The sequence below is a fragment of the Ruminococcus flavefaciens genome, from assembly GCF_900119075.1.
GTDB classification, from domain to species: Bacteria; Bacillota; Clostridia; order Oscillospirales; family Ruminococcaceae; genus Ruminococcus; species Ruminococcus flavefaciens_Q.
In genome coordinates this window covers 248,426-272,142 of sequence record NZ_FPIP01000002.1, presented here as the reverse complement: position 1 = coordinate 272,142, position 23,717 = coordinate 248,426, and the positions used below count along the sequence as shown (strand labels likewise).

General features: G+C 39.2%; 23 protein-coding genes. 11 read left to right on the top strand and 12 right to left on the bottom strand.

Annotated features, from left to right (window positions below; all coding sequences use genetic code 11):
* Window positions 1-24: 24 nt before the first annotated feature.
* From BT105_RS04065 to BT105_RS04055, 3 genes are all read right to left on the bottom strand, one after another.
* Window positions 25-1,764 (bottom strand): DUF262 domain-containing protein, encoded by a 1,740-nt coding sequence (locus BT105_RS04065; RefSeq protein ID WP_072299547.1) that lies wholly within the window; start codon window positions 1,762-1,764, stop codon window positions 25-27.
* Window positions 1,765-1,852: 88 nt separating this feature from the next.
* Window positions 1,853-3,532, bottom strand: a complete 1,680-nt coding sequence (locus tag BT105_RS04060) for a restriction endonuclease (RefSeq protein WP_072299546.1) — start codon at window positions 3,530-3,532, stop codon at window positions 1,853-1,855.
* A gap of 310 nt (window positions 3,533-3,842) precedes the next feature.
* Window positions 3,843-5,153 (bottom strand): MATE family Na+-driven efflux transporter, encoded by a 1,311-nt coding sequence (locus tag BT105_RS04055; RefSeq protein ID WP_072299545.1) that lies wholly within the window; start codon window positions 5,151-5,153, stop codon window positions 3,843-3,845.
* 347 nt (window positions 5,154-5,500) lie between these two features.
* On the opposite strand from BT105_RS04055, the gene BT105_RS04050 reads away from it, so the two are divergent.
* Window positions 5,501-6,499 (top strand): serine hydrolase domain-containing protein, encoded by a 999-nt coding sequence (locus BT105_RS04050; protein ID WP_072299544.1) that lies wholly within the window; start codon window positions 5,501-5,503, stop codon window positions 6,497-6,499.
* A 51-nt stretch (window positions 6,500-6,550) separates the two neighbouring features.
* On the opposite strand, the gene BT105_RS04045 is transcribed toward BT105_RS04050, so the two are convergent.
* The 4 genes from BT105_RS04045 to BT105_RS04030 form a co-directional block, all read right to left on the bottom strand.
* On the bottom strand, window positions 6,551-7,759 hold the full coding sequence (locus tag BT105_RS04045) for a Fic family protein (protein ID WP_072299543.1): 1,209 nt from the start codon (window positions 7,757-7,759) through the stop codon (window positions 6,551-6,553).
* 440 nt (window positions 7,760-8,199) lie between these two features.
* Window positions 8,200-8,793 (bottom strand): relaxase/mobilization nuclease domain-containing protein, encoded by a 594-nt coding sequence (locus tag BT105_RS04040; protein ID WP_081367783.1) that lies wholly within the window; start codon window positions 8,791-8,793, stop codon window positions 8,200-8,202.
* A complete protein-coding gene (locus BT105_RS14775; RefSeq protein WP_072299541.1) occupies window positions 8,763-9,047 on the bottom strand; it encodes a hypothetical protein in 285 nt (94 codons plus the stop codon). Before BT105_RS14775 ends, BT105_RS04040 begins: the two co-directional genes overlap by 31 nt.
* Before the next feature lie 335 nt (window positions 9,048-9,382).
* Window positions 9,383-10,309 (bottom strand): DUF1848 domain-containing protein, encoded by a 927-nt coding sequence (locus BT105_RS04030; protein WP_072299540.1) that lies wholly within the window; start codon window positions 10,307-10,309, stop codon window positions 9,383-9,385.
* A gap of 268 nt (window positions 10,310-10,577) precedes the next feature.
* Between BT105_RS04030 and BT105_RS04025 the strand changes: the two genes are divergently transcribed.
* The 5 genes from BT105_RS04025 to BT105_RS04010 all read left to right on the top strand — a co-directional run bounded on the left by BT105_RS04025 (window position 10,578) and on the right by BT105_RS04010 (window position 14,394).
* On the top strand, window positions 10,578-10,928 hold the full coding sequence (locus BT105_RS04025; protein ID WP_347496831.1) for a DUF960 domain-containing protein: 351 nt from the start codon (window positions 10,578-10,580) through the stop codon (window positions 10,926-10,928).
* Window positions 10,929-10,983: 55 nt separating this feature from the next.
* Window positions 10,984-12,093 (top strand): amidoligase family protein, encoded by a 1,110-nt coding sequence (locus BT105_RS04020; RefSeq protein WP_072299538.1) that lies wholly within the window; start codon window positions 10,984-10,986, stop codon window positions 12,091-12,093.
* A complete protein-coding gene (locus BT105_RS14940; RefSeq protein WP_177243922.1) occupies window positions 12,093-12,236 on the top strand; it encodes a hypothetical protein in 144 nt (47 codons plus the stop codon). Before BT105_RS04020 ends, BT105_RS14940 begins: the two co-directional genes overlap by 1 nt.
* A gap of 2 nt (window positions 12,237-12,238) precedes the next feature.
* Window positions 12,239-13,219 (top strand): class II glutamine amidotransferase, encoded by a 981-nt coding sequence (locus BT105_RS04015; RefSeq protein WP_072299537.1) that lies wholly within the window; start codon window positions 12,239-12,241, stop codon window positions 13,217-13,219.
* Between the two features lie 152 nt (window positions 13,220-13,371).
* Window positions 13,372-14,394 carry a site-specific integrase gene (locus BT105_RS04010; protein WP_242940081.1) on the top strand — a complete coding sequence of 341 codons (1,023 nt, stop codon included), beginning with the start codon at window positions 13,372-13,374 and terminating at the stop codon, window positions 14,392-14,394.
* Window positions 14,395-14,565: 171 nt separating this feature from the next.
* On the opposite strand, the gene BT105_RS04005 is transcribed toward BT105_RS04010, so the two are convergent.
* Both BT105_RS04005 and BT105_RS04000 read right to left on the bottom strand, forming a co-directional pair.
* Window positions 14,566-15,117, bottom strand: coding sequence for a hypothetical protein (locus tag BT105_RS04005; protein ID WP_072299535.1), 552 nt, complete (start codon window positions 15,115-15,117; stop codon window positions 14,566-14,568).
* Between the two features lie 319 nt (window positions 15,118-15,436).
* Window positions 15,437-16,927, bottom strand: a complete 1,491-nt coding sequence (locus tag BT105_RS04000; protein ID WP_072299534.1) for a hypothetical protein — start codon at window positions 16,925-16,927, stop codon at window positions 15,437-15,439.
* A 253-nt stretch (window positions 16,928-17,180) separates the two neighbouring features.
* Between BT105_RS04000 and BT105_RS03995 the strand changes: the two genes are divergently transcribed.
* The 5 genes from BT105_RS03995 to BT105_RS03975 all read left to right on the top strand — a co-directional run bounded on the left by BT105_RS03995 (window position 17,181) and on the right by BT105_RS03975 (window position 21,662).
* Window positions 17,181-17,396 (top strand): helix-turn-helix domain-containing protein, encoded by a 216-nt coding sequence (locus BT105_RS03995; RefSeq protein ID WP_072299533.1) that lies wholly within the window; start codon window positions 17,181-17,183, stop codon window positions 17,394-17,396.
* Window positions 17,389-18,588: a tyrosine-type recombinase/integrase gene (locus BT105_RS03990; protein ID WP_072299532.1), complete on the top strand. Its 1,200-nt coding sequence runs from the start codon at window positions 17,389-17,391 to the stop codon at window positions 18,586-18,588. The genes BT105_RS03995 and BT105_RS03990 overlap by 8 nt, the downstream gene beginning before the upstream one ends.
* Window positions 18,589-18,634: 46 nt before the next feature.
* Entirely contained in the window at window positions 18,635-20,008 is a 1,374-nt protein-coding gene (locus BT105_RS03985; RefSeq protein WP_072299531.1) for a DNA primase family protein, read from the top strand.
* Between the two features lie 161 nt (window positions 20,009-20,169).
* Window positions 20,170-20,490: a hypothetical protein gene (locus BT105_RS03980; RefSeq protein ID WP_143186545.1), complete on the top strand. Its 321-nt coding sequence runs from the start codon at window positions 20,170-20,172 to the stop codon at window positions 20,488-20,490.
* Complete coding sequence (locus tag BT105_RS03975) at window positions 20,490-21,662, top strand: relaxase/mobilization nuclease domain-containing protein (RefSeq protein WP_072299529.1); 1,173 nt, start codon at window positions 20,490-20,492, stop codon at window positions 21,660-21,662. The genes BT105_RS03980 and BT105_RS03975 overlap by 1 nt, the downstream gene beginning before the upstream one ends.
* A gap of 188 nt (window positions 21,663-21,850) precedes the next feature.
* On the opposite strand, the gene BT105_RS03970 is transcribed toward BT105_RS03975, so the two are convergent.
* The 3 genes from BT105_RS03970 to BT105_RS03960 form a co-directional block, all read right to left on the bottom strand.
* The gene (locus tag BT105_RS03970; RefSeq protein WP_072299528.1) at window positions 21,851-22,294 is read right to left on the bottom strand and encodes a C-GCAxxG-C-C family protein; all 444 of its coding nucleotides are present in this window, start codon (window positions 22,292-22,294) and stop codon (window positions 21,851-21,853) included.
* A 238-nt stretch (window positions 22,295-22,532) separates the two neighbouring features.
* Window positions 22,533-22,946, bottom strand: a complete 414-nt coding sequence (locus BT105_RS03965) for an EamA family transporter (protein WP_028515241.1) — start codon at window positions 22,944-22,946, stop codon at window positions 22,533-22,535.
* A gap of 190 nt (window positions 22,947-23,136) precedes the next feature.
* Window positions 23,137-23,559, bottom strand: a complete 423-nt coding sequence (locus BT105_RS03960) for a hypothetical protein (protein WP_072299527.1) — start codon at window positions 23,557-23,559, stop codon at window positions 23,137-23,139.
* Between the last annotated feature and the right edge of the window lie 158 nt (window positions 23,560-23,717).

The window sequence follows — 23,717 nt, the reverse complement described above, 5'->3', positions numbered from 1 at the left end:
CTCAGCTTTCCTCATAATTATAAGCTAAATCAAATTTTGTATTTCCTGAATTAATATTTCCATTCTATCCTCAATAAATTTTTTGAAATCAACTATATTAAGGCTAGTTTCAGGTTTTAAGTATAGTTCTTGATTTGATATAGCCTGTTCCTTTGCCCATTGAGCAAGTGGCTTATCTTGCTTTGATGTATTTGAAAACTGATTAAGATTTTGAAGATTAAGAACACTATTCCAGTTTTGAGGATCAGAAGCAAAATCAAAATCCTCTTTAGGTATTATTGAACGTAATTCTTCAGTATTTTCGAAAATCGACTTTGGATGCATATGATCCTGGTGTATTTCACTACTATAATCCAAATGCGGGTATAAAAGACGTAATAGGTAAAATGCATCATTTGAACCTTTTTGTGAACGAAGCATTCCTTTAATATATTCGGTATCAATAGAGTAATTTCTAACAGGATCATCTTTAAACTCATTCATTATTTCCTGAGCTGGAAATGGCTTTTTAAGGTTTGCTTTTATGACTTTTCGCATTGTAACTAAGACTGTGTCTGGCTGACCTCCAAACATGGACTTCATAAACGAAAGTATCAGCCATTTCGCAATTGCCTTTTGATCTTCACTATTGTATGTTGGTTTATAGACTGATTCTTCTAACGAATTATAGTAGACGTAGTAAATAACAGGAATAGCTGCACGAGTTGCACGAAAACTTCGATTATCAAAACCAAGTCTTTTAAATAGTTTGAATGAGGATATTATACATTTTTTTATTCGTTCCCAGTTTTCTTCAAACAACTTTACATTTTCTTGAGTAAAGTTCTTCACTTGAAATTTGATATTGTCAACAAAAAGTACAAGGCATGTTTTAAGAACAAAATCTTTATCAATGTTAATATTACTTGCATCACTAACTTGATCTATTACTTCTTTAATTTCCTTCCTTGCATCATACTTATTCCAATTTGCCGTAGCAATTGACATAAGTAGATCTGAGAACGAAAGAGGTGTTCCACCACTATTAGTTCGAATAAAAATATCAAGTACTATATCACTATCTTGCTCTTCTTGCAAATAATAATTTATGAGTTTTTCTTGATAAATTTTGCCCCAAAAGGTTATTAGTGTATTATAAGCGAAACTATTATTCTGCAAATTGTTTTCAGAAATATACGTTGTAACTTTAGGAAGTGTATCCAGTTCCATTATTTTATGAACTTCAAACCAGAAATCATGATTTTCAGACTCTTTTATTTTATCAACTTCTGTTTGAGTCATAAAATGAAAATCAAATTGCTTTTGGTTATCATATTTCTGACTAACAGGTTTAGAAAGATTTAAATAAAGCTTCCTTGTTGGTAAACACTCTTCATCATTTTTCCACCATAATCGCGGTTGCTTATAAGCATATGTTCCACGAAGTCCAATATATAAACTGGTAAGTCTTTGCTGTCCATCAATTACTGCCTCAAAATCTGGTACTCCTGTCGTATCTATATCTGGATTATCTTCCGCATATTTTTGTCTATATGCAAGTAGAAATTGATAAAACTTATAACCACTTTTTATTTTTGCATCTGAGATTCTCCAGAACATAAATGAATTAATCGGATATCCACGCATTATACTGTCAAATAGAACTTCAATTTGTTCGCTTGACCAAGTAAACTTCCTTTGAATTGCTGGTAATAAATAACGCCTTGAATGGATATTATCTACAGCCTCTTTTATAGAAATAGGTTGTTTAAATTCACTAGCCATATTAACGTTCCTCCTTATAGACAACACAATTATACAATATCATTTCTTCACAATTTGTGCACTTCATATTCAGTATCAGGGCTTAATATTATCTGACATCCTGATTCTCTTTAAGAACTTTTTTAGCTTCGTTAATATCAATTCTGACGTTATACCCGTGTTTTTCCATAAGGTATAATAAATTTGCACCGTTCATAAGAGTCAATGGCTTATCTTTTGCAAATTCATAAGCATCATTACCGTAATGAGCAGTTGTGACTAATATTCCTTTGATAGCACCTTCATTTACAACAGTACCATATAAATCTCTTACAGCAGCTACTCCAACAACATTTGTATATCTCTTGGCTTGAATAACGATCTTTCCGCCTCTTATCGGATCAGGATCAAATGCAACTGCATCGACACCGCCATCTCGGCTTGCCTGAGTTATTTTGACTTCTCCGCCCGTAGCATTGAACTCCTTTTCAAACAATTCACGGATCAGATTTTCAAAATCCTGCCATGGCATCGTCGCAATATTATCGCCTTCATCAAGATGATCAGCCACTTCATAGGAATCAATAAAGCGTTTATCTTCCTTATTCATTTCCACAATTGGAGCAACCGGAGTAAGATTAACAAGTGTTGCTGCAGAGACACCTTTCGAGCTCTTGAACCATGCTTTTGGATCTATTGTTTCAAGATTCAGCTTACAAAAATCTTCTTTCTTAGATGAAACCGAAAGTATGCATGGTTCGATTGCGTTTCCGGTTGATTTATCAATTGTCCTAACTCGACCATTTAACACAACTGATTCAATACTAAGGTCACAAATTGAAAGATTGAAGCAGTAATTCAAGGTTTGCATAACGATCTGGTACACAACACTGTCATATTTCTTTTTCATATAAGCTTCAGGATAAAAAGATTCCTTGATTTCCTGCTTTGACTTTACATACGTAACCGCTTTTTTATTGGGAATATCCTCCTGAACAGGTAGGAACATTTCAACTATCAACTGATGTTCATCCGGGAAATACTGAACATCTACATCCTTATCATAATCAAACGGATACTTTATATCATTTAGGATCAACGAAAACAAGCCTTCAATAGCTTGATTATCGCCGTTTTTAACCGTTTCCTCGAATTCGTCAATTGATCTGTTATTCTCATCCTGATTATCATAGAAAGCCTTTTTGTCACTTTCCCATTTGTTAACCGCGCTTTCGTAATTACCTCTAAGATTATTATTTGATATATCTATATGTCTGACTTCTTCCTCCCACTTCATATGATCCTTAATAAATACATTATTATTCTCCTGATTGAACGCATCAAGCTTGCTCTTGGCTAGTTTTGCAAGCAACGGCGGTTTAGGATTATATATCAAATCAGAACGAAGAGGTTCTCTGGGATACTGCCCATATATAGGCTGCTTAGGCTTGGAAGCAGTAAACTTTGAATGATCCTTTAGTGAATCAAAATCAAAATAAACATTGTTTAATGAATCAACAAGTATCCTATCCAACTTTGTTTGAATATCATTTGCTTCATTAGTCATTTCTTCAGCGTATTTTATCCCATATTCGTCAACTTGGATTTTTTGCTGACGTATCTCTTGCTTTTTAATTTGTTCTTGTTTTCTTTTCCATTGGTCATCCCACTGTGCTCTTAATGCATTCGCCTTCTGCTCTACTTCCCATCGAGTATTTCCTTTAACTACTCTATATTTGTTTAATCCACTATGAGAGACTTCTATTTGGTATAAACTATTATATGCCATAATTAACCTCCAATTTCAGAATATAATTGATAACTATAATTGTCTTCTTAATTCCTTGCACCTAAATACAAGCTTTGTGAACGAACAGTTTGTACGGCGTATTCTATAAAATAATTATACCATCTGCTCTGTTTTATGTCAATAATCACAAAGCAAAACAGTGCCATCTCAAAAAAATTTATATTTTGTTAACAATATCTTGCCTGTTTATTCATTTATTAAAGCATCTCTTGATAAGAAGATGTTTATATCAAGTCAATATATGTAAAAAAGTGCCGCCTCAATATGAGGCGGCACAGTTAATTTCAGATCATGTTTTGATAATCTCTTTTTTAAGAAAATGGCGATACGCAAGATAAGATACCACCGTATCAAAGGCATTTCCGAAGCCGAACATCAGGGCAATGCCAATGAGCGTAGGCTTCCAAACTCCGCATAGATAAAGAATAAAGAAAGCTCCATAGTAAACGCTGTTGGTCACTACAGACTCAAAAAGCATATAGTTGGTCTTTCCCCTGCCATAGAATGTTGCGTCGAATACATTCTGAAAAGCGTACAAAACATAGAATACAAACAACACCATTACAAGCTTAAATAGCTTATCAACATCGCTGTATCCGAGAATATGCTGCATAAACGGCTTATACAGGGGAATTGTTATCACCCATATCAGACAGGTTATAGTGGTTATCGTAAAATAACCGAGGGTATTATTCTTTACAGCATTTTTGTCCTTGGCAGTTTCCTGCTTTATAAGCTCTCCAAGCTGAGTTATAGGCAGCAGCATCCATCCCCAGATAAAGTTATTTGCTACCCAGTATGTACCTTGTTCTCCTACCATATTTACCATACGCGAGACCATGAGCATATACGCGATATTCCTGACAAATGATTCAAGTCCTGAGATACCGCCTATTCTGAAGAAATCCTTCATCCACGCAAATGACAGCTTTTCCTTTTCAAATATATGATATCCGCATCTGCTAATGAGTACAGCAGCTATGATGAATAATATGAGGTTTGAGATTATGTTTGAAATACCTATGCCGTTAACGCCGCAATTCAGCGATACAGGCAGTGTTGAGACAAGTAATGTATCAAGGAGCAGGCTGAGTATCAGCTTTGCCACAGTTATTGCATATACGAGCTTATCCTTGCCTATGGTGAGAAGAGCTACGCTGATGAAGCTATACAGTATGCCAAAGATATTTGCAACACACTCTATCCTGATATAGCTTGCGGACTCCGATAATATATCAGGTGATACTGCCATGAATCTCAGCAACGGATGAACAAATATCATCACAAGCACGGAGCAAACCGTATATATTCCAAGCGATACAAGCAGTCCGCTTCGTATCCTGTTGGAGTACTCCTTTTTATCCGAAACAGCCTGTCCCATGAAAAAGTACAGCGGCAGAACTATAGCTTCATTTATGACCTCATACAGCAGGTTTACCCATGAAAGCTGTCCTGCTATTGAGTAAGACCAGTCTCCCGGTAACTGTCCGAGGAAAAAGGTTCGCAGCGTTGTGTACAATGTTGGGCAAAGTCCCATGACTAATAGCGCCAGAAACAATCTTCCGTTTATATTCTTAAGTGATCTCTTTATTCTGTCCATTATTCAGTCCCCTTATGCAAAACTTTTTCTTCATTATATCATGAGAATATGTATTTTTCAATCACTTATTTGCTCACAGTTGTTCAGATTAGAATTACTTCTCATGTCAATTACTGCATTGATTTAGAATCTATTCGCGTAATAATCCGTGAATATTATAAAGATATCAGCAGATATCTACATGAATAATTCTCGTACAAGAATTTATCCTCCATATGATGATTCATGTATTAGGTTCATACTTCTTTAGAAAAAAGTATTGACAATTAAAAATGATATTGCTACAATAAAGATACTGTATGAAACTTCGATTGAATATACAGACTCTATCAATACGGAGGTATATTATGACCAAAGACGAACTTCATAGATATATTGAGGAAAGCAAGGGCAATGAGAGCAACATCTGCCAGATTTGCGCTTACAAAGACGGGCAGATGGTATACAGTGACACATGGCATGATTACAAGAAAGATGACTGTGTACACATAATGTCCGCAACAAAAAGCGTTATGTCGCTGCTTATAGGTATTACCATAGATAAGGGACAGATAGGCAGTGTTGACGATAAAGTTCTTGACTATTTTCCTGATTATAAAGTCAAACGCGGCGAAAAGACCATATACGATGTAACTATCAAGCACCTGCTGACAATGAGAGCACCATATAAAGGCAAGGGTGATCCCTGGTCAAAGGTGTGTTCAAGCGATAACTGGACATACACTTCTCTTGATTTTCTTGGCGGAAAGAAAGGAATCACCGACGAATTCAACTATAAAACCGTGTGCCTGCATATCCTCTCGGGAATACTGTACAAGGCAACAAATACGAAAACTGTGGATTATGCAAACAAATATCTTTTCGAGCCGCTTGGTATCAAGCCGTACTCTGTCTACATTGCAAAAACAGCAGAGGAACACAAGCAGTTTACTATAGAGAAAACTCCTAAAGGAAACGTCTGGTTCTGCGATCCCGAGGACTTGGGGACTCCCGGATACGGACTTTGTATGTCGGCTGATGATATGGCTAAGATAGGGCAGCTTTGTCTAAACATGGGCGTTTACAACGGAAAGCGTATCATTTCTTCAAGTTGGATAGAAGAAATGACTCGTCCAAGGGTCATTGAAAATCAGAACTGGCAGGGTATGGAATACGGCTATCTGTGGTGGATATTGGATCGTAAGAAGAATATTTACGCAGCTCTCGGAAATAGCGGCAACGTCATCTTCATTGACCCTGAAAAGAATATCGTTATAGCTGTAGCATCCTATTTCAAGCCCACTGTAATGGACAGAGCTGATTTCATAAGGAAATACATCGAACCGTTTGTGTGTGAGTTAATTTAAGACCAAAACTGTACAAACGAAATGCCGCCATTAATGGCGGCAAATTCATTATTATACATCAAAAAGTTTATCTGTTTCATCAAGGTCAAGAAGATAATACTTCCTGCCTTTCTGACGATTTTCGATGAGTAGGTTATCAGGTATCATCCTAAGCCTGCTCCGTAAGGTATTCTCCGACAGTTTCAGCTGAGAAAGGAGTTCTTCACGGGAGATACCAATATTTGAGAATAATGCTGCTTGTATCAGGAGTTCGTACAAATGAGCAATATCATTCTTTTCAGTATTTGGTAAGCTACCGATACGCTGACAGTAGTATTCCCATTTATGCTTCTTCTCTTCCAAAGTTTCCAACAGCTGTTGCAGCGATATTTCCACTATATTCAGAAACATTTCCACAAACGGCGTAAGTTCAGCTTTGTTATGAACATCGTTACACACATCAAAAGCCTTATAGTATTTGGAGATGTTTTCTTTTACAGTATAAGAAAGTCGGTATCCTATCAGGGGATTGAGCTGACACGATAACAGGTAACTGCTGATGAATCGGCTCGTTCTGCCGTTACCGTCGTAGAATGGGTGAATATATCCGAACAGATAGTGGAATACAGCTATCCTGATGAAGATGTCGATATCATCATTATTCAACACAGCGAGGCTCTGGTTCATGGTGTCGATTATCTTACTCTCTGGCGATAATCCTTTGTGGATAACCTTCTGAGTTGCCGACTGTACTTCAACGCCCGATTTACGGAATATTTCACCATCAGGCAGATTTTCGGGATCAGTTGCCTTTATTTCTTCATAGAAGATATCATCATAAACCTTGCGTATATCCTGACAAGTCTTAAATGACATAGTCTGGTTATCTTCCAGTGCAGCATACTTAGCGACCAGTCCAACGAATCTATTGCGTTTATCTCGCGTTGACAGATCCTGTAATATCTCTCCGATCTCTTTTCTGGTACTGTGCACACCTTCGATGTTGTTGGTAAGTAAGATCTCATCTATCAGGCATTTGGAAGTGAACTGAGATATTGCAAGCTGAGGAAGTGTATTAGTCACAGCATCAACAGCCTTGTCCATACGCTCAATCGATATTATCTGTTTGTATATCTCAGGAGTCTGACAAATAAACGCAGAATCATTCCCGATAGTTACATTCAGGTGTATTGTCGTATCCGAGTTAAATCTGCTATTGTACTCCTCTTGGTATCCTTTAGCTCCCATGTGGAATAGAGCTTTGAGTGTTTTCCTTGACATATATCTCATCTCCTTATGACATTTGCACTTGTTATTATCTGAAGCTCAAAATCAAATATGCATTGAGTAAGTACATGTTAGTGTTTTGAGTGAAAACGCAAATATTGATGATTTTGCGTTTCTTAAATTGATTATACCACGCTCAAACGCAAATGTCAACTGGAAATGAATTATACATGAGTAAAAACTGATATCACCAGTCGTTTAGTGAATCATGAGTTAGTAACTTACGAGTATGTTATTACTATAGCCGTTTATCTTATTAGAATCCTTCTACACCATAGCAGCAAGTTTGAATTATCATACAGTACAAAATCTGGTTGAAATATATCAGAACAGCTCTCCCGGCACAAAGGCCGGAAGTTAAGTATTCAATTCAAGCTGTTCTGTTTATTGGTTGAAAATTGTGTGCGTTCAAATTGGATTAAGCAATCCTAAGTTCAGTCGTTTGTGTTTTTATGCGGATAGAAGATTCTTGTAAAATCTTTCTTTTCCTCAGTATTGTTGCCACCGCCCTGAATAGTGTTCAGTTCGGGAGATTTATTCTTCCTTTCGATGACGAGTTTAACTGGCTTCTGCGTGATATCAGCCATTCTCTGAGCCAAAGGGTAAGTGACTTTGTTTGTTGGATGAAGCATCTTTCCTGTTTCCAGGTTTGTTGTACCCACAAAGTCGTGTACGTGATAATCTGACTTCATATGTTCCTTTTTGTGAACTCCCATAAGCATCATGTATTCGTCTTTGAGAGGATCTATTACCTGATCAGCTATTTCCATAGCAGTTTCAGCATTAGGTGCTGTTTCTTTCAAGAATGACATCATGAATTGAATAAATTCATTCTTGCCTTGATTTCCATTAAATTTTGCTACATCATCAAACTGCGTCTTTGCTGTAGCGGGATCGGTAACATCAACTCCGTATCCCATCAACCCTACACAGTCTTCGTTTGATGGGTATTTTGTCGCATTCTTAGAATACTCGTCACCGCCATCTGCGTGCCAGATTACTTTGAGGATGTCATAATCTTTGCCCATAATTTTCTTTCCTCCTCCTGAGCTTTTTGAAACAGATCCTCTCTTCCAGCTCTATAGCCTTCGTAGCTGAGGTTGATGATAGTTTGTGCCTTTGCGAGAAATAACGGATAATTTGTGTCAACACTACCTTTGTTCTTTAATCTGCGAATTGCTTCTTTGGAAAATGTAGTATTCTTCTCCTTAGCAACTTTCTCGATATCCGAGATCGTATCATTCGGAATTCTCAGAGTCTTAGGGCTTGTACCTGTTTCCATGAGTTATAACCTCCTGTTAATTTGAATTTAGAATGTTGACACCTGTATCGTATGTTCCGGATTATTCGAATCAAACAACTCAACAGAACATTTACACTATCACCTGTATCATGAATATGATTATTGGAATGATGTTGTATCTGTCATGATATTTGATCTATATACGCGCGTGTGTCTTTCAAGTATTACTTGTTTATTACTAGATATTAATATACTAGATAATACTAGTATAATACTAATACAGGTATAAAGTACATTTGTCATACATTCTTACTACATAGTACAAATTCAGACAAAAAATATCCTCCCGAACAATCGAGAGGATAGAATCATATTCAGAACAATGACAACTGTCCGTTTATCCAACTGACCTGCTCCGCCTGGTGAATAACTTCTCCTTCACGAAGTGTTCCAACCAGAAACGAAGATGAAGGATCATGCAGTTGAATATTGCGTCTTACGTTTTCTCTGTTATAGTTGGCATAACAGTACTTGCATAGATGACCGCAGGTATCATAAGCTCCAATATCTGTACCAAGAACGCAGCTGCACTCCGCACGCTGCGACTTCTTTTTTGGAATATCAAGGTAACTTCCTATAGCTGCCTCAAATGTTTCTTTGGTCATGCAGCCGTTACAGTCTACACCATACTGCTCGAGGTCATTTCCCTCAGCACAGGCTTTTATCGTTATTCCGTAAAGCTGTCCGATCTCAGCAAACGCTTTTCCGATAGCGATACGCTCCTGTGGAGTCACCGTTCTTGCCTGTGGAAAGTTCCGTTTTACCTTTTCATACAGATCAATAAAGCTGATAACACAAACTTGTGTGCATCCTGAAAGCGTATTACACATTTTCTTGAAGTCTGATATATGTCGTTCCATAGTGTAGGTACTGTCAACGAATATAGGATCATACCTCCAGCCAATACAGTTGACGCCGACAGAACTAGAAAGCGTTATAAAGTCCTGCATTACCTGCTCCTTAGACGGAACGTTAGGTTCAATGTCCTTTCCGTAGGGAGTTATCGTCACGAACCAGTACTGATGGAAGCGTTTAAGCTCATTCAAGTGCTTCAGCATCGGAGCAGGATTCTTGGTGCAGAACGCAAGGCAGTCAACTACCTCTGGATCAAGTTCATATCGCGTTATCCAATCTGGACGGTATGGGTTACGCACAAGAACGTAGCCTTCGCGTATCCTGTTCATGAACCATTCTGAGTAAAATGCGGGGATATCTGTCCGCATACCTGTGTTTATTATCATTTTTCTTCCTTTTCCCTCACAGTAGTGATATTCAAACATCACTGCTGCTATGTATATATGCTGCTTAGCCGCCCGTAATGGGCGGTATAGGCAGGTTAGATATGCTCTTTTCAGTCTTTCTTTTATTATAATGAGAAACAGAAAGCAAAGTCAAGAGAAAATACCGATTATTTTGATTTTTCATATGTATATCATTATTATGTAATAATAATTGTTATTACATTTTTTGCCTATTCAAAGCCAAATTCCTATTATTTCTCTTTTCTATATGTATATTGTTAAAGTGACAGAAGCTTTTGTCACCAACAAAAATGCGAAAGGAGGAACTGATACCGTGTTTGATAACAACCGATACCTGACCTGTGGCGTTGATAGCACGATTCCGTTGGAGTTACAGCTGTTTCTTTGGGGCTGTGTTGACCGTATGCCTGCTCCGAAGGACTATTTACAAGTCTTTGAGCTTAGTCCGTCAGGTTCAATGCAATCTATAACACACAGCTCAGAGGAGCCTGAATATCGTAAGGTGTATATTATACCGTCAGATGCACCTATTACTGAAAAGCTGTATATCATTGATGACGGTGATCACAGTACCATGCTGCTTGCAAGTGAATATTAAAGACTAATGCCAGCCCCTTAGGGGGCTGGTTATTCTATTTACGGAGGTTTTATCAATGGAAGAAAACAAAGAAAATGTGCTATATTGCTCCCACTGTGGAGCAATCATAAGTGAAGACGAAGACTATGAAACTGTCGACGGCGATATAGTATGTATAGACTGTGTTGAACAGCATACCACGACATGTGATCGCTGCGGTGCTATAATTTGGACCAGCGAAAGCTATGGCGATGATTATACCACTCTCTGCAGCCACTGCTATCACAATCACTATACCCGCTGTTCATGCTGTGACACTCTGCTCCACGAGGACGATTCATACCACCTCGACGGTTACGATTATTGCAGTGACTGCTACCACGATGAAGTTGACAAAAGCCGCTCTATCCATGACTATGGCTACAAACCTGAACCCATATTTTACGGTGACAGCCAGCGCTACTTCGGCGTAGAACTGGAGATCGACGGAGCAGGTAAAGACAGTGATAACGCGGACGAGATACTTGCTATAGCTAATAAGGATGAAGAACATATCTACATTAAGGGGGATGGTTCTCTTGATGACGGCATGGAGATCGTTACGCATCCAATGAGTCTTGAATATCATAAGAACTACTGCTGGGATGATATCATGAAAAAGGCTATATACCTAGGATACAGAAGTCATCAGACAAGCACCTGCGGTTTACACATTCATGTCAATAGAAACTGTTTTGGTGAAGACAGAGATACTCAGGACGATGTTATTGGCAGGATCCTCTACTTTGTGGAGCATCATTGGAACGAGATGCTGAAATTCTCTCGTCGTTCAGAGTATGCAATGAACCGGTGGGCAGCTCGTTATGGCTTTGAGAAGACCGGACGTGAGATACTGGACAAGGCTAAGAAAGGTAACAACGGCAGATATGCAGCAGTCAATCTGATGAACTGGGCAACGATAGAGTTCCGCCTGTTCAGAGGAACGCTCAAGTATAACACTTTTATCGCAGCGTTGGAGCTGGTTGATGCTATATGTGATCTTGCTATTAGTCTCACTGACGAGGGGATGTCGAAGATGTCATGGTCTGAGTTCGTAGATACAATAACTGAACCTGAGCTGATTCAGTACCTGAAGGAACGTAGATTGTATATCAACGAGAATATCAACACTGAGGAGGACTTATAATGGGACTTTTAGCAGATATATTTGGTATTGAACCTGACACGGAGCAGGACATAAAAGATGTTCTTAAGACGGTTGGAACGATTGCAACAATCCTGCTTGCAGGTGGGGTTATTGGATTCGACGAGGATAAGGAGGATGAATAATTATGTGTGCATTGTTCGGTTGGTTAGATTATAAAGGTATAGTGCCATATAAGGTGTTGAAGAAATTAACACAGGCACTGGCTAATGCTGCAGAAGAACGAGGTACAGATGCAGCAGGTATCAGCTATGTTCATGATGGGAAAGTCACTATATTCAAAAGGCCCAAGCCTGCTCATAAGATCCATTTCAACGCGCCTAATGACACAAATGCAATCATGGGACATACAAGGTTAGCTACCCAGGGTGATAAGAAGCAGAACTACAATAATCATCCTTTTGCTGGTCACGCTGATATAGAGTTCGCCTTCGCACATAACGGCGTACTCTGGAACGACAGAGATCTCCGCAAAGATGGATTAATACCGAATACATATATAGACACGGACAGCTATATCGGCGTACAGTTGATAGAAAAGCAAGGAAAGCTCGACTTCGACAGTCTGAAGTATATGTCAGAAACTGTTGAGGGTAATTTCACATTTACGGTGCTTGATCAGTATAATAGTCTATATATCGTCAAGGGAAGCAATCCAATGTACCTGCTCCATTTCGAGACAATAGGTCTTTACGTATACGCTTCAACGGAAACTATTATGAGGAAAGCTTTGAAACAATTGGGTTTGCACAAGTTCGAGAGCAAGCGTATTGACACAGAAGAGGGAGATATTCTACGCATTGATAAGAACGGAAAAATCACACGTTCTCACTTCGAACCAAGAATATACCGTTCCAAGTACATGAGCTGGTACGATCTCGATGATTCTCCTTATTACAATATGCATGAGGAAATTCTTCTCGCATATTGTGGCTGTTATGGTGTTGATTCAGCTGATGTAGAACTGCTTCTGGAGTACGGCTATACCTGCGATGAAATCGAGGATATGCTCACAGACCAAAGCCTGCTCCGCGAAGCACTTCGAGATGTAAAGTATATGTGCGGCGAAGGTATATATGAAGACTGTTACGGGAGCGTATGCCTATGAATAAAAAAGCAAACAATGAAGGGAGTATTTATAAAGATAAAAATGGGCTTTGGCGTGGAGCTGTTACACTTTATTGCGAAAATGGTGTTCCGAAACGTAAATACGTATCCGGCAAAACAAAACATGAGGTCACTGAAAAAGTCAATAAATTGTTGAACGAAGTAAAGTACGGAAACTACACTGAGCCCTCCAAAATCACGCTTTATGAATGGATGAATATCTGGCTTGATATGTATTGCCGCGGCGTATTAAAACAGACAACTGTGATCAACTACGAAACATACATAGAAAAACATATAAAGCCTACAATAGGCAACATTAAACTATGCGATCTGAATCCTATGATAGTACAGCGTTTTTATCAGGAAAAGTTCAGGAACGGTAAGCTTATAGGCAAAGGCGGTCTCAGTCCGAAAACGATGCATAATCTTCATACGATGATCCACACGTCTCTTGACAAGGCGTACAAAATGCAATATATTAACCGCAATATCGCTGATTTCGTAACTCCTCCAAAACTTGTCAAGCACGAACGCAAGTACTTCACAGTTGAAGAACAGACCGAGCTTCAAAAGTATCTGCCGAATGAGCGGATAGGAATGGCGGTATTACTTGATCTCTATACCGGTCTGCGTATGGGAGAGTTACTTGGACTTCCATGGAAAAATGTTCACTTTGATCTCAATGGAACAAGTTATATCAAAATTACCCAGGCTCTCTCACGTATCAGGAATCCAGACAAGAATAGTCCTCAAAAGACGCTCCTTATATTCGGCACTCCAAAGACGAGCTATTCCGTCAGGACGATACCTCTGCTGCCTGAGATTGCTCAGAAGCTTTACGCTCACCGTCTGGAGCAGGAACGCTGGTTATCTGAGAACGGATATCCAGATATCGGACTTGTATTTGTATCCCAAAATGGACAGCCCATTGATCCGAGGAATTTCCAGAAAACTTTTAAGTGTATGCTTAAAAGGCACAATATCCGTATCATAAACTTTCACGGAATCAGGCACACATTTGCTACTCGCAGTCTTGAAAGCGGTATGGATATAAAGACACTCAGCAGATTACTCGGTCATAGTTCTATTCAGATAAGCCTCGATCTGTACGCTCATGTCACAGATCAGCTTCAGTTAGAGCATATTTCTAATCTTGAAATGTTCCTGAAATAATATGAATTGCAGTTCGCCCAATACTCGGGCGAGCTGTTTTTTTTCTATTATATATGAGACTTTTTGCGGACACTTGGACACTCCCCAGAATATAGCTATTTAGGAGCTGTAAAAAAGCACCTATCTATTTAGACAAGTGCTTAGTGTTTATTAAGTTTTCGTGCAATATGATTATGATCTAGGACGGCAGTAATGATAATCGAGCATAAACTCAAACTCATACCCCTGCGGATTACTTTTGAATTCTTCTTTTTTCTGGAGATTGCCGATATAATCCTCTGCAATTCCACACTCCTGATTACGATGATCAACATAATCAAGTGATGACAGAAGATCTCGCAGTTTTTCTACACGAGCAATATTGGTTACTTCATAGGCGTCACGCCAACTCCAGTCTCTTTCCTCAGTTAGTTCTGAATCAAGTACATAGCATCTGCTATATATATAGGAACAAACTTCGCGCATAGCAATTCTCGGCACAATGGTATAGAGATTTCCTTCCATACCTTCTTCAAGCGGATACTGCTTTTCCATATATTTACCGCATATTCTGAAAATAGCCGGCGGAAGATCCATGAATATGCTGCTGTTCCACCAGCAGACTTCTACAAATCCACTGTAAAAAGAGGGATTTTCTGACGCAGAGATCACTTTCGGACCGGATATGATATCACCAGTTCGCTTTTCCTTGATACGTACACTGATATCAAAATCGAAGCTCAATTTCAGCACCTCCCGTGCTTCATTTATACCGGAATTATAGCACAACAGGATGAAAAAGTCAAACAGAAGAAGTACTCGCTTAGTCTATCTAATCATTTTATTCGCAAATGCTCCAACTTCACGTACGATCTGTTTTTCTTTATATAGAAAGCTTTTTGTGGACACTTGGACACGCCGCAGAATACAGCCATTTCAGAGGTGTATCAAGTCACTTTGTACCGTTTTGTATGCTCTCTTTGTCAGAATCGAACGATAAAGATCACTCGCTAAAAAGCATTTTTCTTTAGATAGCGGAAGATCGTGGACACCTTAATTACAATTAATCATCTTCTTTTGATGATAGGAAACCATTATATTCACTTATTGCTTCTTTCAAATGTGAATATGGACTAAGTCCTTTACCAATGTTTTCTTCAATTGAAGAATTGAAATAATTCACATTCAATATCTCAACTTTTTTCTTGAACGAATCAATTGTCATCTTATTACATTTATAGAATTCTAAGAAATGCTTATTTGCTTCATCTAAATTCTTATTTTCAACGTAATCACTTAACATATTCAAATGTTTGGAAAACGTCTTTTCATCTATACTATTCTTATATTCTTGATTACTCGACGCGCAATACAATACATGGCTAAACTCATCTACCCATAAAGATACAAGATATCGGAATAGTATTAGTTCATTATCTTTTCCGAGATTTGAAATGTCAAGAAATTTACGGAATCTTTTTAGACCTAATTTGAAATAGCTTTTAAGATACCTATCATCGTTAAACAGTTTTCTATAGTTTATCTGGAGCAGTCTTCCAAGGATTTCTTCAATATGTTTCAATCGATTTGTCTCTTGCTTTTCTGTGCGTATATATTCTTTCTTTACGTATTCAGACACCTGCATAGAGAGTTTATAGTAAATATACTCTTTTTCATATTTCTTTTCGTCGTCTTCGAGGGGGTCGATTGTTTCGTTATATTTGAATTCAACACAACAGAATCTTGGAACGAACATTTCTTTACGTTGAAAATCAAGGATATTAATTGGGTAATACTCGATGTTTGGAGTATATATTATCGGTTTTGAATTCTTTGAATCAATACTATATACATTATAAGATATATCGGAACGAGAGTAAACAAATTCTTTGTCAACCGGTCTCAGTTTCAAAGATGTAGCTATACTTTCTGAAGAGTAATACAATATGTATTCATACCCATTATCAATCAGCATGACACTGTCGGCGCCATCATACGAAAGCAACTCTGCATCTGATAATTTTGCGTCTCTATATATTAGCTCATAGATATCTTTGGTATCAACTTCATCACGGATTTTGTTTAATGCATCTTTGAAATTTTGATTAATAGTTTTTTCAAATTCTTTTTTCTTCATATCGTATTCATCAAAAAGAACATCCAGCAGTTGTTTTAGATATCTATATATTAGCTTGGAAAAAAGCTTTTGTTCAGCACTGCTATGAAAAACATAATTAAGCATTATGCTTTTCTTTCTAAAATACTCAATAGCATTATTTATTGCAATTCTTCTATCAAACTTCTGATTTGCCTTTTGAATTCCATGGTATTCGAATTCACATTGATCATATGTAAACGTGTATTCAAATAAATCGTTAAAATATTTTTGATAAAGTTCCGTAAATGTACATTTACCAATTTCTTTTCCACGTCCACGGATTACAATAACCTTCTTATCATCAATTCTCCTTGTGCTGTTGACTTTGATGTCAAAAACAGCATTAACAATTCCATATAGATAGTCATGTCTGATATCTGTTTGTTTAGTACTCATAATGTCCCCCCCCCTTACTATATACCATTATATTACATTTTTTCATTTGAAGCAATAGCACATTAAACATTTCGAGTCAATACATAATCCAGCACTTGAATTCGTCTAAATACAAGGACTATCAAGCATAATCCGAAAATTTTTCGGAAATTAGACTACGGTTTAAATGTGTGCTATTTTAAAAAAACAAGTATATCCGGCCGGACATGCTTTTCATATAACTTGAAAATCAAATAAAGGAGGAGGCTAGAATATGACCTCACAAATAGTGTGCCTTTCGGCAGCTGAAGTTGCAGTCGAAACAGGTCTCAGTATCTCAACCGTCAGGAAACTGACTAGGCAGGGAATCATCCCTCATATTACTGTTGGGCGGCGCATTTTGTACCCCGTAACTGCTTTGCACAATTGGATGCTCGAGCAAACTTTTGGATCCACTGCTCCTGATAAGGACGGTGGGGGTGATGGCTAAAGCAGCAAACGGAGAAGGAACCAAGTACAAACTTGCCAACAACAAATGGTGCGCAGCAATCTATGTTCCTTTACCTAACGGCACTAAACATCGTAAGTATGAGAAATTTCGCACCCGTAAGGAAGCCGACGAGTGGCTCTCTCAGATAAAAACAGAAATCAGCGCCGGAAAACCGGTGCTGTGCTCTGACCAAACCTTTGGGGAGTATCTCGAGCAGTGGTTTACAAATTTTGGCTCTGTTGCTATCCGTGACAGCACAAAAATGAACTATGTAGGCTACTTAAGGCACGTACAGCGTCACAAGGTCAAGGATGTCAAGCTCAAGTACTTGACGACAGACGACTTGCAGGAATTCATAATATTTCTAAAAAATTTTGGACACCTGGACACACCAGAACAGTCGCTCAGTGCTAAAACAATTCGCAATGTGTTAAATATGATACATAAAGCGCTGAAACATGCAGTAGGACGTCAACTCATCTACCATAATCCAGCAGACTACGTGGAATTGCCTCATGTAATTACGCCTGATATCAGGGTACTTACAGAAAACGAAATCGGCAAATTCACTGCCGCAATGCAAGGAGATTCGCTCCAAATAGCGCTGATACTGATGCTGTTTTGTGGCTTGAGACTGGGCGAAGCCTGTGCTCTCACGCACGATGACGTGTGTTGTACTGGAGGGATATACTACCTCAGTGTAGAGAAGTCCCTTAACAGGGTAACGAACTTTGAAGCCAAGCAAGGCGAACCTAAGACCATACTTCGAATTCAAACTACAAAAACATCAAAGAGCACAAGAAAGATACCGCTGTTACCAGAAGTCGCTGAAAAAGTGCTTGCACATATTCAGTGGCAGAAGGAGCAGGCGGAGAAGTCTTACGGTATGTACGAGGAGAATCCATGGCTTGTAGCCAATGAGCTCGGTCATTACCTTGATCCCGGCACCGTAAGGAAGAAGCTAAAAACAGTTGCTGAAAATATCGGCATTACGGACTTTCATCCACATTGTCTGCGTCATACTTACGCTTCACAGGCAGTCAAGGCAGGTGTTCCGCTCCCCTATCTGAGCGATATACTGGGGCATGAAAGCACTGCGTTTACCGCAAAAGTATATGTCAGCCTCGATCTCGAAGGTAGAGCAAAGGCTCAAACTGCTATGTCTGAGCTTGTAAAAAAATCTTTAAAATAATAATCTATAGTCGGGGGCATTACGCCCCCGCAGAAAGGAGTATTATATGGCAGCTATTACCATAATACTTGTTGCAGCCTTTGCAGGTATTACGCTTATCCGCATAACCGAAAAGGACAAGGCAACTCAAATTACTCGTGACATAAGTCACCTTGGAATCCTCAAATTTGACGGTGAGACCGCATATATTGACGTCAAGACTCACTGGCAAAAAATCTCGCGCGTTGATCTGCTGAAGGTTATTCGTAATCTTATCGATCCCGATGACCGGTACGAGGTTGGAAGCAAAGTTATAGCAGAGGTGGCAAAGCGCCTCGCAGAAAACGTTGATCTTCAAATCAGCATTGAAGCGGCAAAAAAGGCACAGGAATTTCTGATCAACTTCAAAAATGGGGTTCTCAACATTCTAACTGGAGAGTTCACCACAGACCGTAGCAAATTTTTTTTCGACTACGTACTCACCGTCAAATACATAGCGCAGTGTACCGATAAAGACTGCCCGAACTTTATACGTTTCATCAAGACCTCAGCTGGACTCGAGAATCTGAAGTGTATTCTTATCTCCATCGGTTATGCGATATCATCATTGCTCCATGTTAAAAAAGCAATCTTTCTCTTCGGCGAAACTGACGGAGGAAAATCCACCCTCTTGTTTTTCATCAGCAGTGCAGTGGCACCCGAGCTTGTTTCCAACATCAATTTTCAGCAATTGTCGAATGGTTATTTCGTGATACAGCTTCTTGGTAAAAAATTAAATATTTCCTATGACAACAGCTCAAAAGCCATGGATAACGAACAGATGTTCAAGTCAATTGTAGCCTGTGAGCGCATCAGTGCAAGAGCACTCCGCGAGAATCCCGTACAGTTCACGCCTACTGCAAAATTGTTTTTTGCTTCCAATAAACCATACACATATAAGAACCCAGATCTGGCATTATACCGCCGTATGGTATTCATCCCATTCGAGTATAGTGTTCCGCCTGAAAAACAGGATAAGGATCTTCTGCAGAAGCTTGAGCAGGAACGCGACGTCGTATTTTCCTTGGCAGCAAGAACTCTGAAGGAGTTTGTGGAGTCAGGATACGACTTCAAAATGTCTCCCAAGGCCATAGCTTACCTCGAAAGCCGTATCGCCGCTCTCCACTCCGTTGATGGCTTCCTGGATGACCGTACAGTTGTTGACGAAGCTGGCTCCGTTTCAACAGCTGCGCTTTACGATGCATATAAGTTGTGGTGCGTTGAAAACGCTCTCGATCCTGTCGATAAAGCTGAGTTTAAGGAGAGTGTGCTGGCGTATAACCCCAATATTGACTATAAAAAGGTTGGCCCTCGTACCAAGAGGCTTTGGGGATTCAAGGGCCTGAGACTCAAGACCCCTGAGGAGCTTAGTACCCCTGAAGAGAAAGATGAGGTTGAGTAAATGAATTATAAAATTACAGGCTATAAAGCTCGAGATGATTGGATTTATGTGTAAGGATGTAATACGTATATACGAAGATAGCAAGATTCCGAGTCGTAACTACGAACTCGGAACATAAAATTTATATTTCAAGAGAGGTATTAATCATGAAAAATTATACAATGTTAAATGTTAAACTTTACGAGGATGACGGTAAGAAATTAACTCGCCTTTACGAAGCTGCTGGTACAGATAAAAGCACATTTGTTAGAACTCGCATTTTCTCGGACGATGATATCATCATTCTTGATAAGGCAAACTATATTCCCCGCTCACTTATCGAAATCGGCAACCAGCTTAAGGCTGCTATGTGTGATGGCAAGCTTTCGGATGAGCTGATAAATAAAACATACACAAAGCTCTGTGATATTGAGCATGCTTTTATCACCATTAGTAAAGAGCTTACAGATTTCAAGACTCAGCAGGAAGTAGGTGACGAGTAATGTCGATTGTAAAGGACGTTAACGTCAACGGCAGGACCTTCACTGACTCCAGAAGTCTTCATTTATACCTGACTGATGATCTGAAGACAGACGGCGGCAAAAATATTGCCGCCCTCGGCTTCATAACAGAAAATTTCATTGATGAATTTCAGGCAGTTAAGGTTGCGCATCAGAAAACGGGCGGCAGACAGTTTCGTCAAATAACGATCGCTCCTTCCCCCGCCGGAACAAAGTTAACCCCTGAAAAATACCTCGATATGGGTATTGAAATCGGTGAGTTCTACTACGATCTGGGCTTCCAGGTTTTTATAGTATTTCATAATGATACCGATACTCCACATCTGCACCTGATGATCAATAGTGTAAATTTCATTACCGGCAAGATGTTTTCCCAGAGCAAGAGCGAGCTTAATCGCTTCAAACTACACTGCAACCATGTATTCGATAAATACGGACTCGACCCGATCGGAAAGCCCGTAGAGATGATGATGGATAACGTAATACACGATCTGAGCGAAGGGTTTGACTGCCTTGAACTCTTCGACGAGATAATGGCTGATAAGGCCATCTCACTGTCGGATCTGTACAAGGAGCCGGTGACTGAGCACCAGCCGCTCTATACTCCGGAATACACGAGGGGGGGAAGCATTATTTGTGAGCCAACTAAGACTCGTAATTACTTCAATCCGGATTCACCTACCCCCTGGTGCAAACTCATTCTGTATCCCGATAATTCTTGGGGAGTTCCAAATAATACATTCGATGAGTTCACTAATCATCTTATACGCTTTATGAGCCTGGAAGATCAGCAGAAAGTAAGAGCTCTCTTTCCACAGCGTAAATACTATAGGCGCAAGGAAATAAGCGGAAAACAGTTCACTGAGAACCCAGATTTCTTCCTGAACAATCACTGTGAGATTAATGTTTTGGTTGAATCAGAGGCAGAACTTGAAAATGTGATTGCTATTTTTAACAAACTCAGATATATTGCAGAAGCCGAGAAAGCTTATGGTACTAAGCTAGGCCTTGCATCGATGGCACAGTTAAATCAGTTAGGCGTTTCAGCAAACGTTACAGCTGATAACAGTACAACATTGAATGTTACGATCAGAGGAAAGGATGGTAGCGAGCAGACCATAAACGAGTTTATTGATATTCCTAACAAAAACTAGTTTTAAGATCAAGCACCCCAAGTGGGGTGCTTATTCTATATCCTAAGATGAACTCTTTAAGCGTGCATTTCTTATAGCTATCTGTTTTAATAACCTCAAGTCTTATTGCTGTTAACCGAGGTTAAGGAAGAGGCAAAGTAACAAGAAGATCCTTCCCCATTATGAGGAAGGATCATTTTTTTCGAATTTCACACTTTTTCCTGCATCATCTGCTCTGAGATGCGGACGGCGCTTTCTATCATCTTCGGGCAGACCAACGCGAATAGCCCCTCCTCGCGCGCCTTCTGCCGCTCTTCGTCACTTGCGAGATTGCGTTTCAGCAGATCGCGGCAGAGGTATGAGCCGTTCTGCTTTGCAAATTCATCGAGAAAGCGTCTTGCATATCCGTCCGCAATCTGCTGTTTTTCAAGATCACCGACCTCGGACATACCGAATTTCATGCCGAGTGCCATCAGCGCACCGGTGCATGCGCCGCAGACCTCGCCCTTCCGCATGCCGCCACCGAAGCAGGAGCCGAATTTCAGCGCCGTTTCCTCCGTGATGCCGAGCGCATCCGCGAAGGAGGCAAGCACCGCCTGCGAGCAGTGACACTTCTGTGCAAAATAATTCTTGGCAATCTCCGTACGTTCCATTTTTTACCTCCAATTTTCTGCATTGTATTTTATCTTCTAATTGATAATTTCTTACATTGCATAGTTTAATAATTCCGATTTATAATATTAACCTGCTTACTATCCATATTAAACACTGCACTTTCACTAAAAGTCAAGAATACATATATGAACGAAGAAGTCCCATTGCGGGGACTTTCTGTATCATTTTTCATAAATTTTGAATCTATCACGGAACTAAGCTAAATCAGAATTTGTATCACAGAACCATCAGCAATGTTCCGGCTCCAATCAGGATACACCCTATCACTGACTTAAAAGTAAATTCTTCATGCAGAAAAACAAACGCCAGTATCAGCGTAATGACAACGGACAACTTATCAATCGGGACGACTTTTGAAGCGTCTCCCATCTGCAAGGCCTTGTAATAGCAAAGCCATGAGGCACCAGTAGCAAGGCCGGACAGAATCAGGAAAACCCAACATTTCTGGCTAATGTCTTTTATTCCGGCTTGCTGATGAGTAATAAATACCATTCCCCATGCCATGATAACAACAACCATCGTACGGATCGCAGTAGCCAGATTCGATCCGACACCTTCAATTCCTATCTTTGCCAATATTGATGTCAGTGCGGCAAAGATTGCCGAACCAAGCGCTAATAAAAACCACATAGTGATACTCCTTCAAATTCCGACTTATCATAGTAACCTACTTACTATCCATATTATACACCGCAATATAGCCCAAAGTCAAGAATGCATATATGAACGAAGAAGTCCCCTCGCGGGGACTTTCTGTATCATTTTTCATTAGTTTGGGTTTTATCATGGTGCTCAGCAAAATCAGAATTTACAAGCGTAATCATTTATCAAAAATATTTAGAATTGCCAAAAAAACGAATAATCCTGTAAGTAAGACTAAAACAATATTATCTTTTATAGCCCCTTTCAGTTCAAGGTCTTGCTTCTTCATAGCTAACAGAACTTTTATGACCCAAAAAGACATGATCACAGGTATTACAAGAAAAGGCGGAAGAAATTCCATACTTAGAATGAACAAAACCAATAATACCAACAAATAAACGATAGTATTAGTTTGCATCATACTTTCTCGTAGTTCCGACTTTCCTCTCTTTATATGGGCTTGAGCCATTATTTCTGCTATTTTATCTTCGGTATTCTGATGGTTCCCGTGTTGTGAGATAGGCTCAGGTTGGGAATCTTCTCCTGGCATAAGCGGTTCGAGAATAGGCAATTCATCGGTATTATTTAATTTATCACTCATATCAATTTCCTTAATCATATTTTTTATCTAAATTCCGATTTGGTTTATGTTAGTTACAATTATAGCATAGCTAGGAGGAAAGGTCAATCGTACTGACTATACCGTCAAACATTAGCATTGTTAACCTCGGTTAACAAAATCCGCAATATTCTTCAAAA

Coding starts and splice junctions, on each gene's coding strand:
- BT105_RS14775 (WP_072299541.1), bottom strand. CDS start 9,047: ATGGAAACAGGTACAAGCCCTAAGACTCTGAGAATTCCGAATGATACG.
- BT105_RS03995 (WP_072299533.1), top strand. CDS start 17,181: ATGACCTCACAAATAGTGTGCCTTTCGGCAGCTGAAGTTGCAGTCGAA.
- BT105_RS03965 (WP_028515241.1), bottom strand. CDS start 22,946: ATGTGGTTTTTATTAGCGCTTGGTTCGGCAATCTTTGCCGCACTGACA.
- BT105_RS04055 (WP_072299545.1), bottom strand. CDS start 5,153: ATGGACAGAATAAAGAGATCACTTAAGAATATAAACGGAAGATTGTTT.
- BT105_RS04025 (WP_347496831.1), top strand. CDS start 10,578: ATGTATATTGTTAAAGTGACAGAAGCTTTTGTCACCAACAAAAATGCG.
- BT105_RS04050 (WP_072299544.1), top strand. CDS start 5,501: ATGACCAAAGACGAACTTCATAGATATATTGAGGAAAGCAAGGGCAAT.
- BT105_RS14940 (WP_177243922.1), top strand. CDS start 12,093: ATGGGACTTTTAGCAGATATATTTGGTATTGAACCTGACACGGAGCAG.
- BT105_RS04015 (WP_072299537.1), top strand. CDS start 12,239: ATGTGTGCATTGTTCGGTTGGTTAGATTATAAAGGTATAGTGCCATAT.
- BT105_RS03980 (WP_143186545.1), top strand. CDS start 20,170: ATGTTAAATGTTAAACTTTACGAGGATGACGGTAAGAAATTAACTCGC.
- BT105_RS04045 (WP_072299543.1), bottom strand. CDS start 7,759: ATGTCAAGGAAAACACTCAAAGCTCTATTCCACATGGGAGCTAAAGGA.
- BT105_RS03970 (WP_072299528.1), bottom strand. CDS start 22,294: ATGGAACGTACGGAGATTGCCAAGAATTATTTTGCACAGAAGTGTCAC.
- BT105_RS03990 (WP_072299532.1), top strand. CDS start 17,389: ATGGCTAAAGCAGCAAACGGAGAAGGAACCAAGTACAAACTTGCCAAC.
- BT105_RS04065 (WP_072299547.1), bottom strand. CDS start 1,764: ATGGCTAGTGAATTTAAACAACCTATTTCTATAAAAGAGGCTGTAGAT.
- BT105_RS04040 (WP_081367783.1), bottom strand. CDS start 8,793: ATGGGCAAAGATTATGACATCCTCAAAGTAATCTGGCACGCAGATGGC.
- BT105_RS04000 (WP_072299534.1), bottom strand. CDS start 16,927: ATGAGTACTAAACAAACAGATATCAGACATGACTATCTATATGGAATT.
- BT105_RS03985 (WP_072299531.1), top strand. CDS start 18,635: ATGGCAGCTATTACCATAATACTTGTTGCAGCCTTTGCAGGTATTACG.
- BT105_RS03975 (WP_072299529.1), top strand. CDS start 20,490: ATGTCGATTGTAAAGGACGTTAACGTCAACGGCAGGACCTTCACTGAC.
- BT105_RS04060 (WP_072299546.1), bottom strand. CDS start 3,532: ATGGCATATAATAGTTTATACCAAATAGAAGTCTCTCATAGTGGATTA.
- BT105_RS03960 (WP_072299527.1), bottom strand. CDS start 23,559: ATGAGTGATAAATTAAATAATACCGATGAATTGCCTATTCTCGAACCG.
- BT105_RS04020 (WP_072299538.1), top strand. CDS start 10,984: ATGGAAGAAAACAAAGAAAATGTGCTATATTGCTCCCACTGTGGAGCA.
- BT105_RS04030 (WP_072299540.1), bottom strand. CDS start 10,309: ATGATAATAAACACAGGTATGCGGACAGATATCCCCGCATTTTACTCA.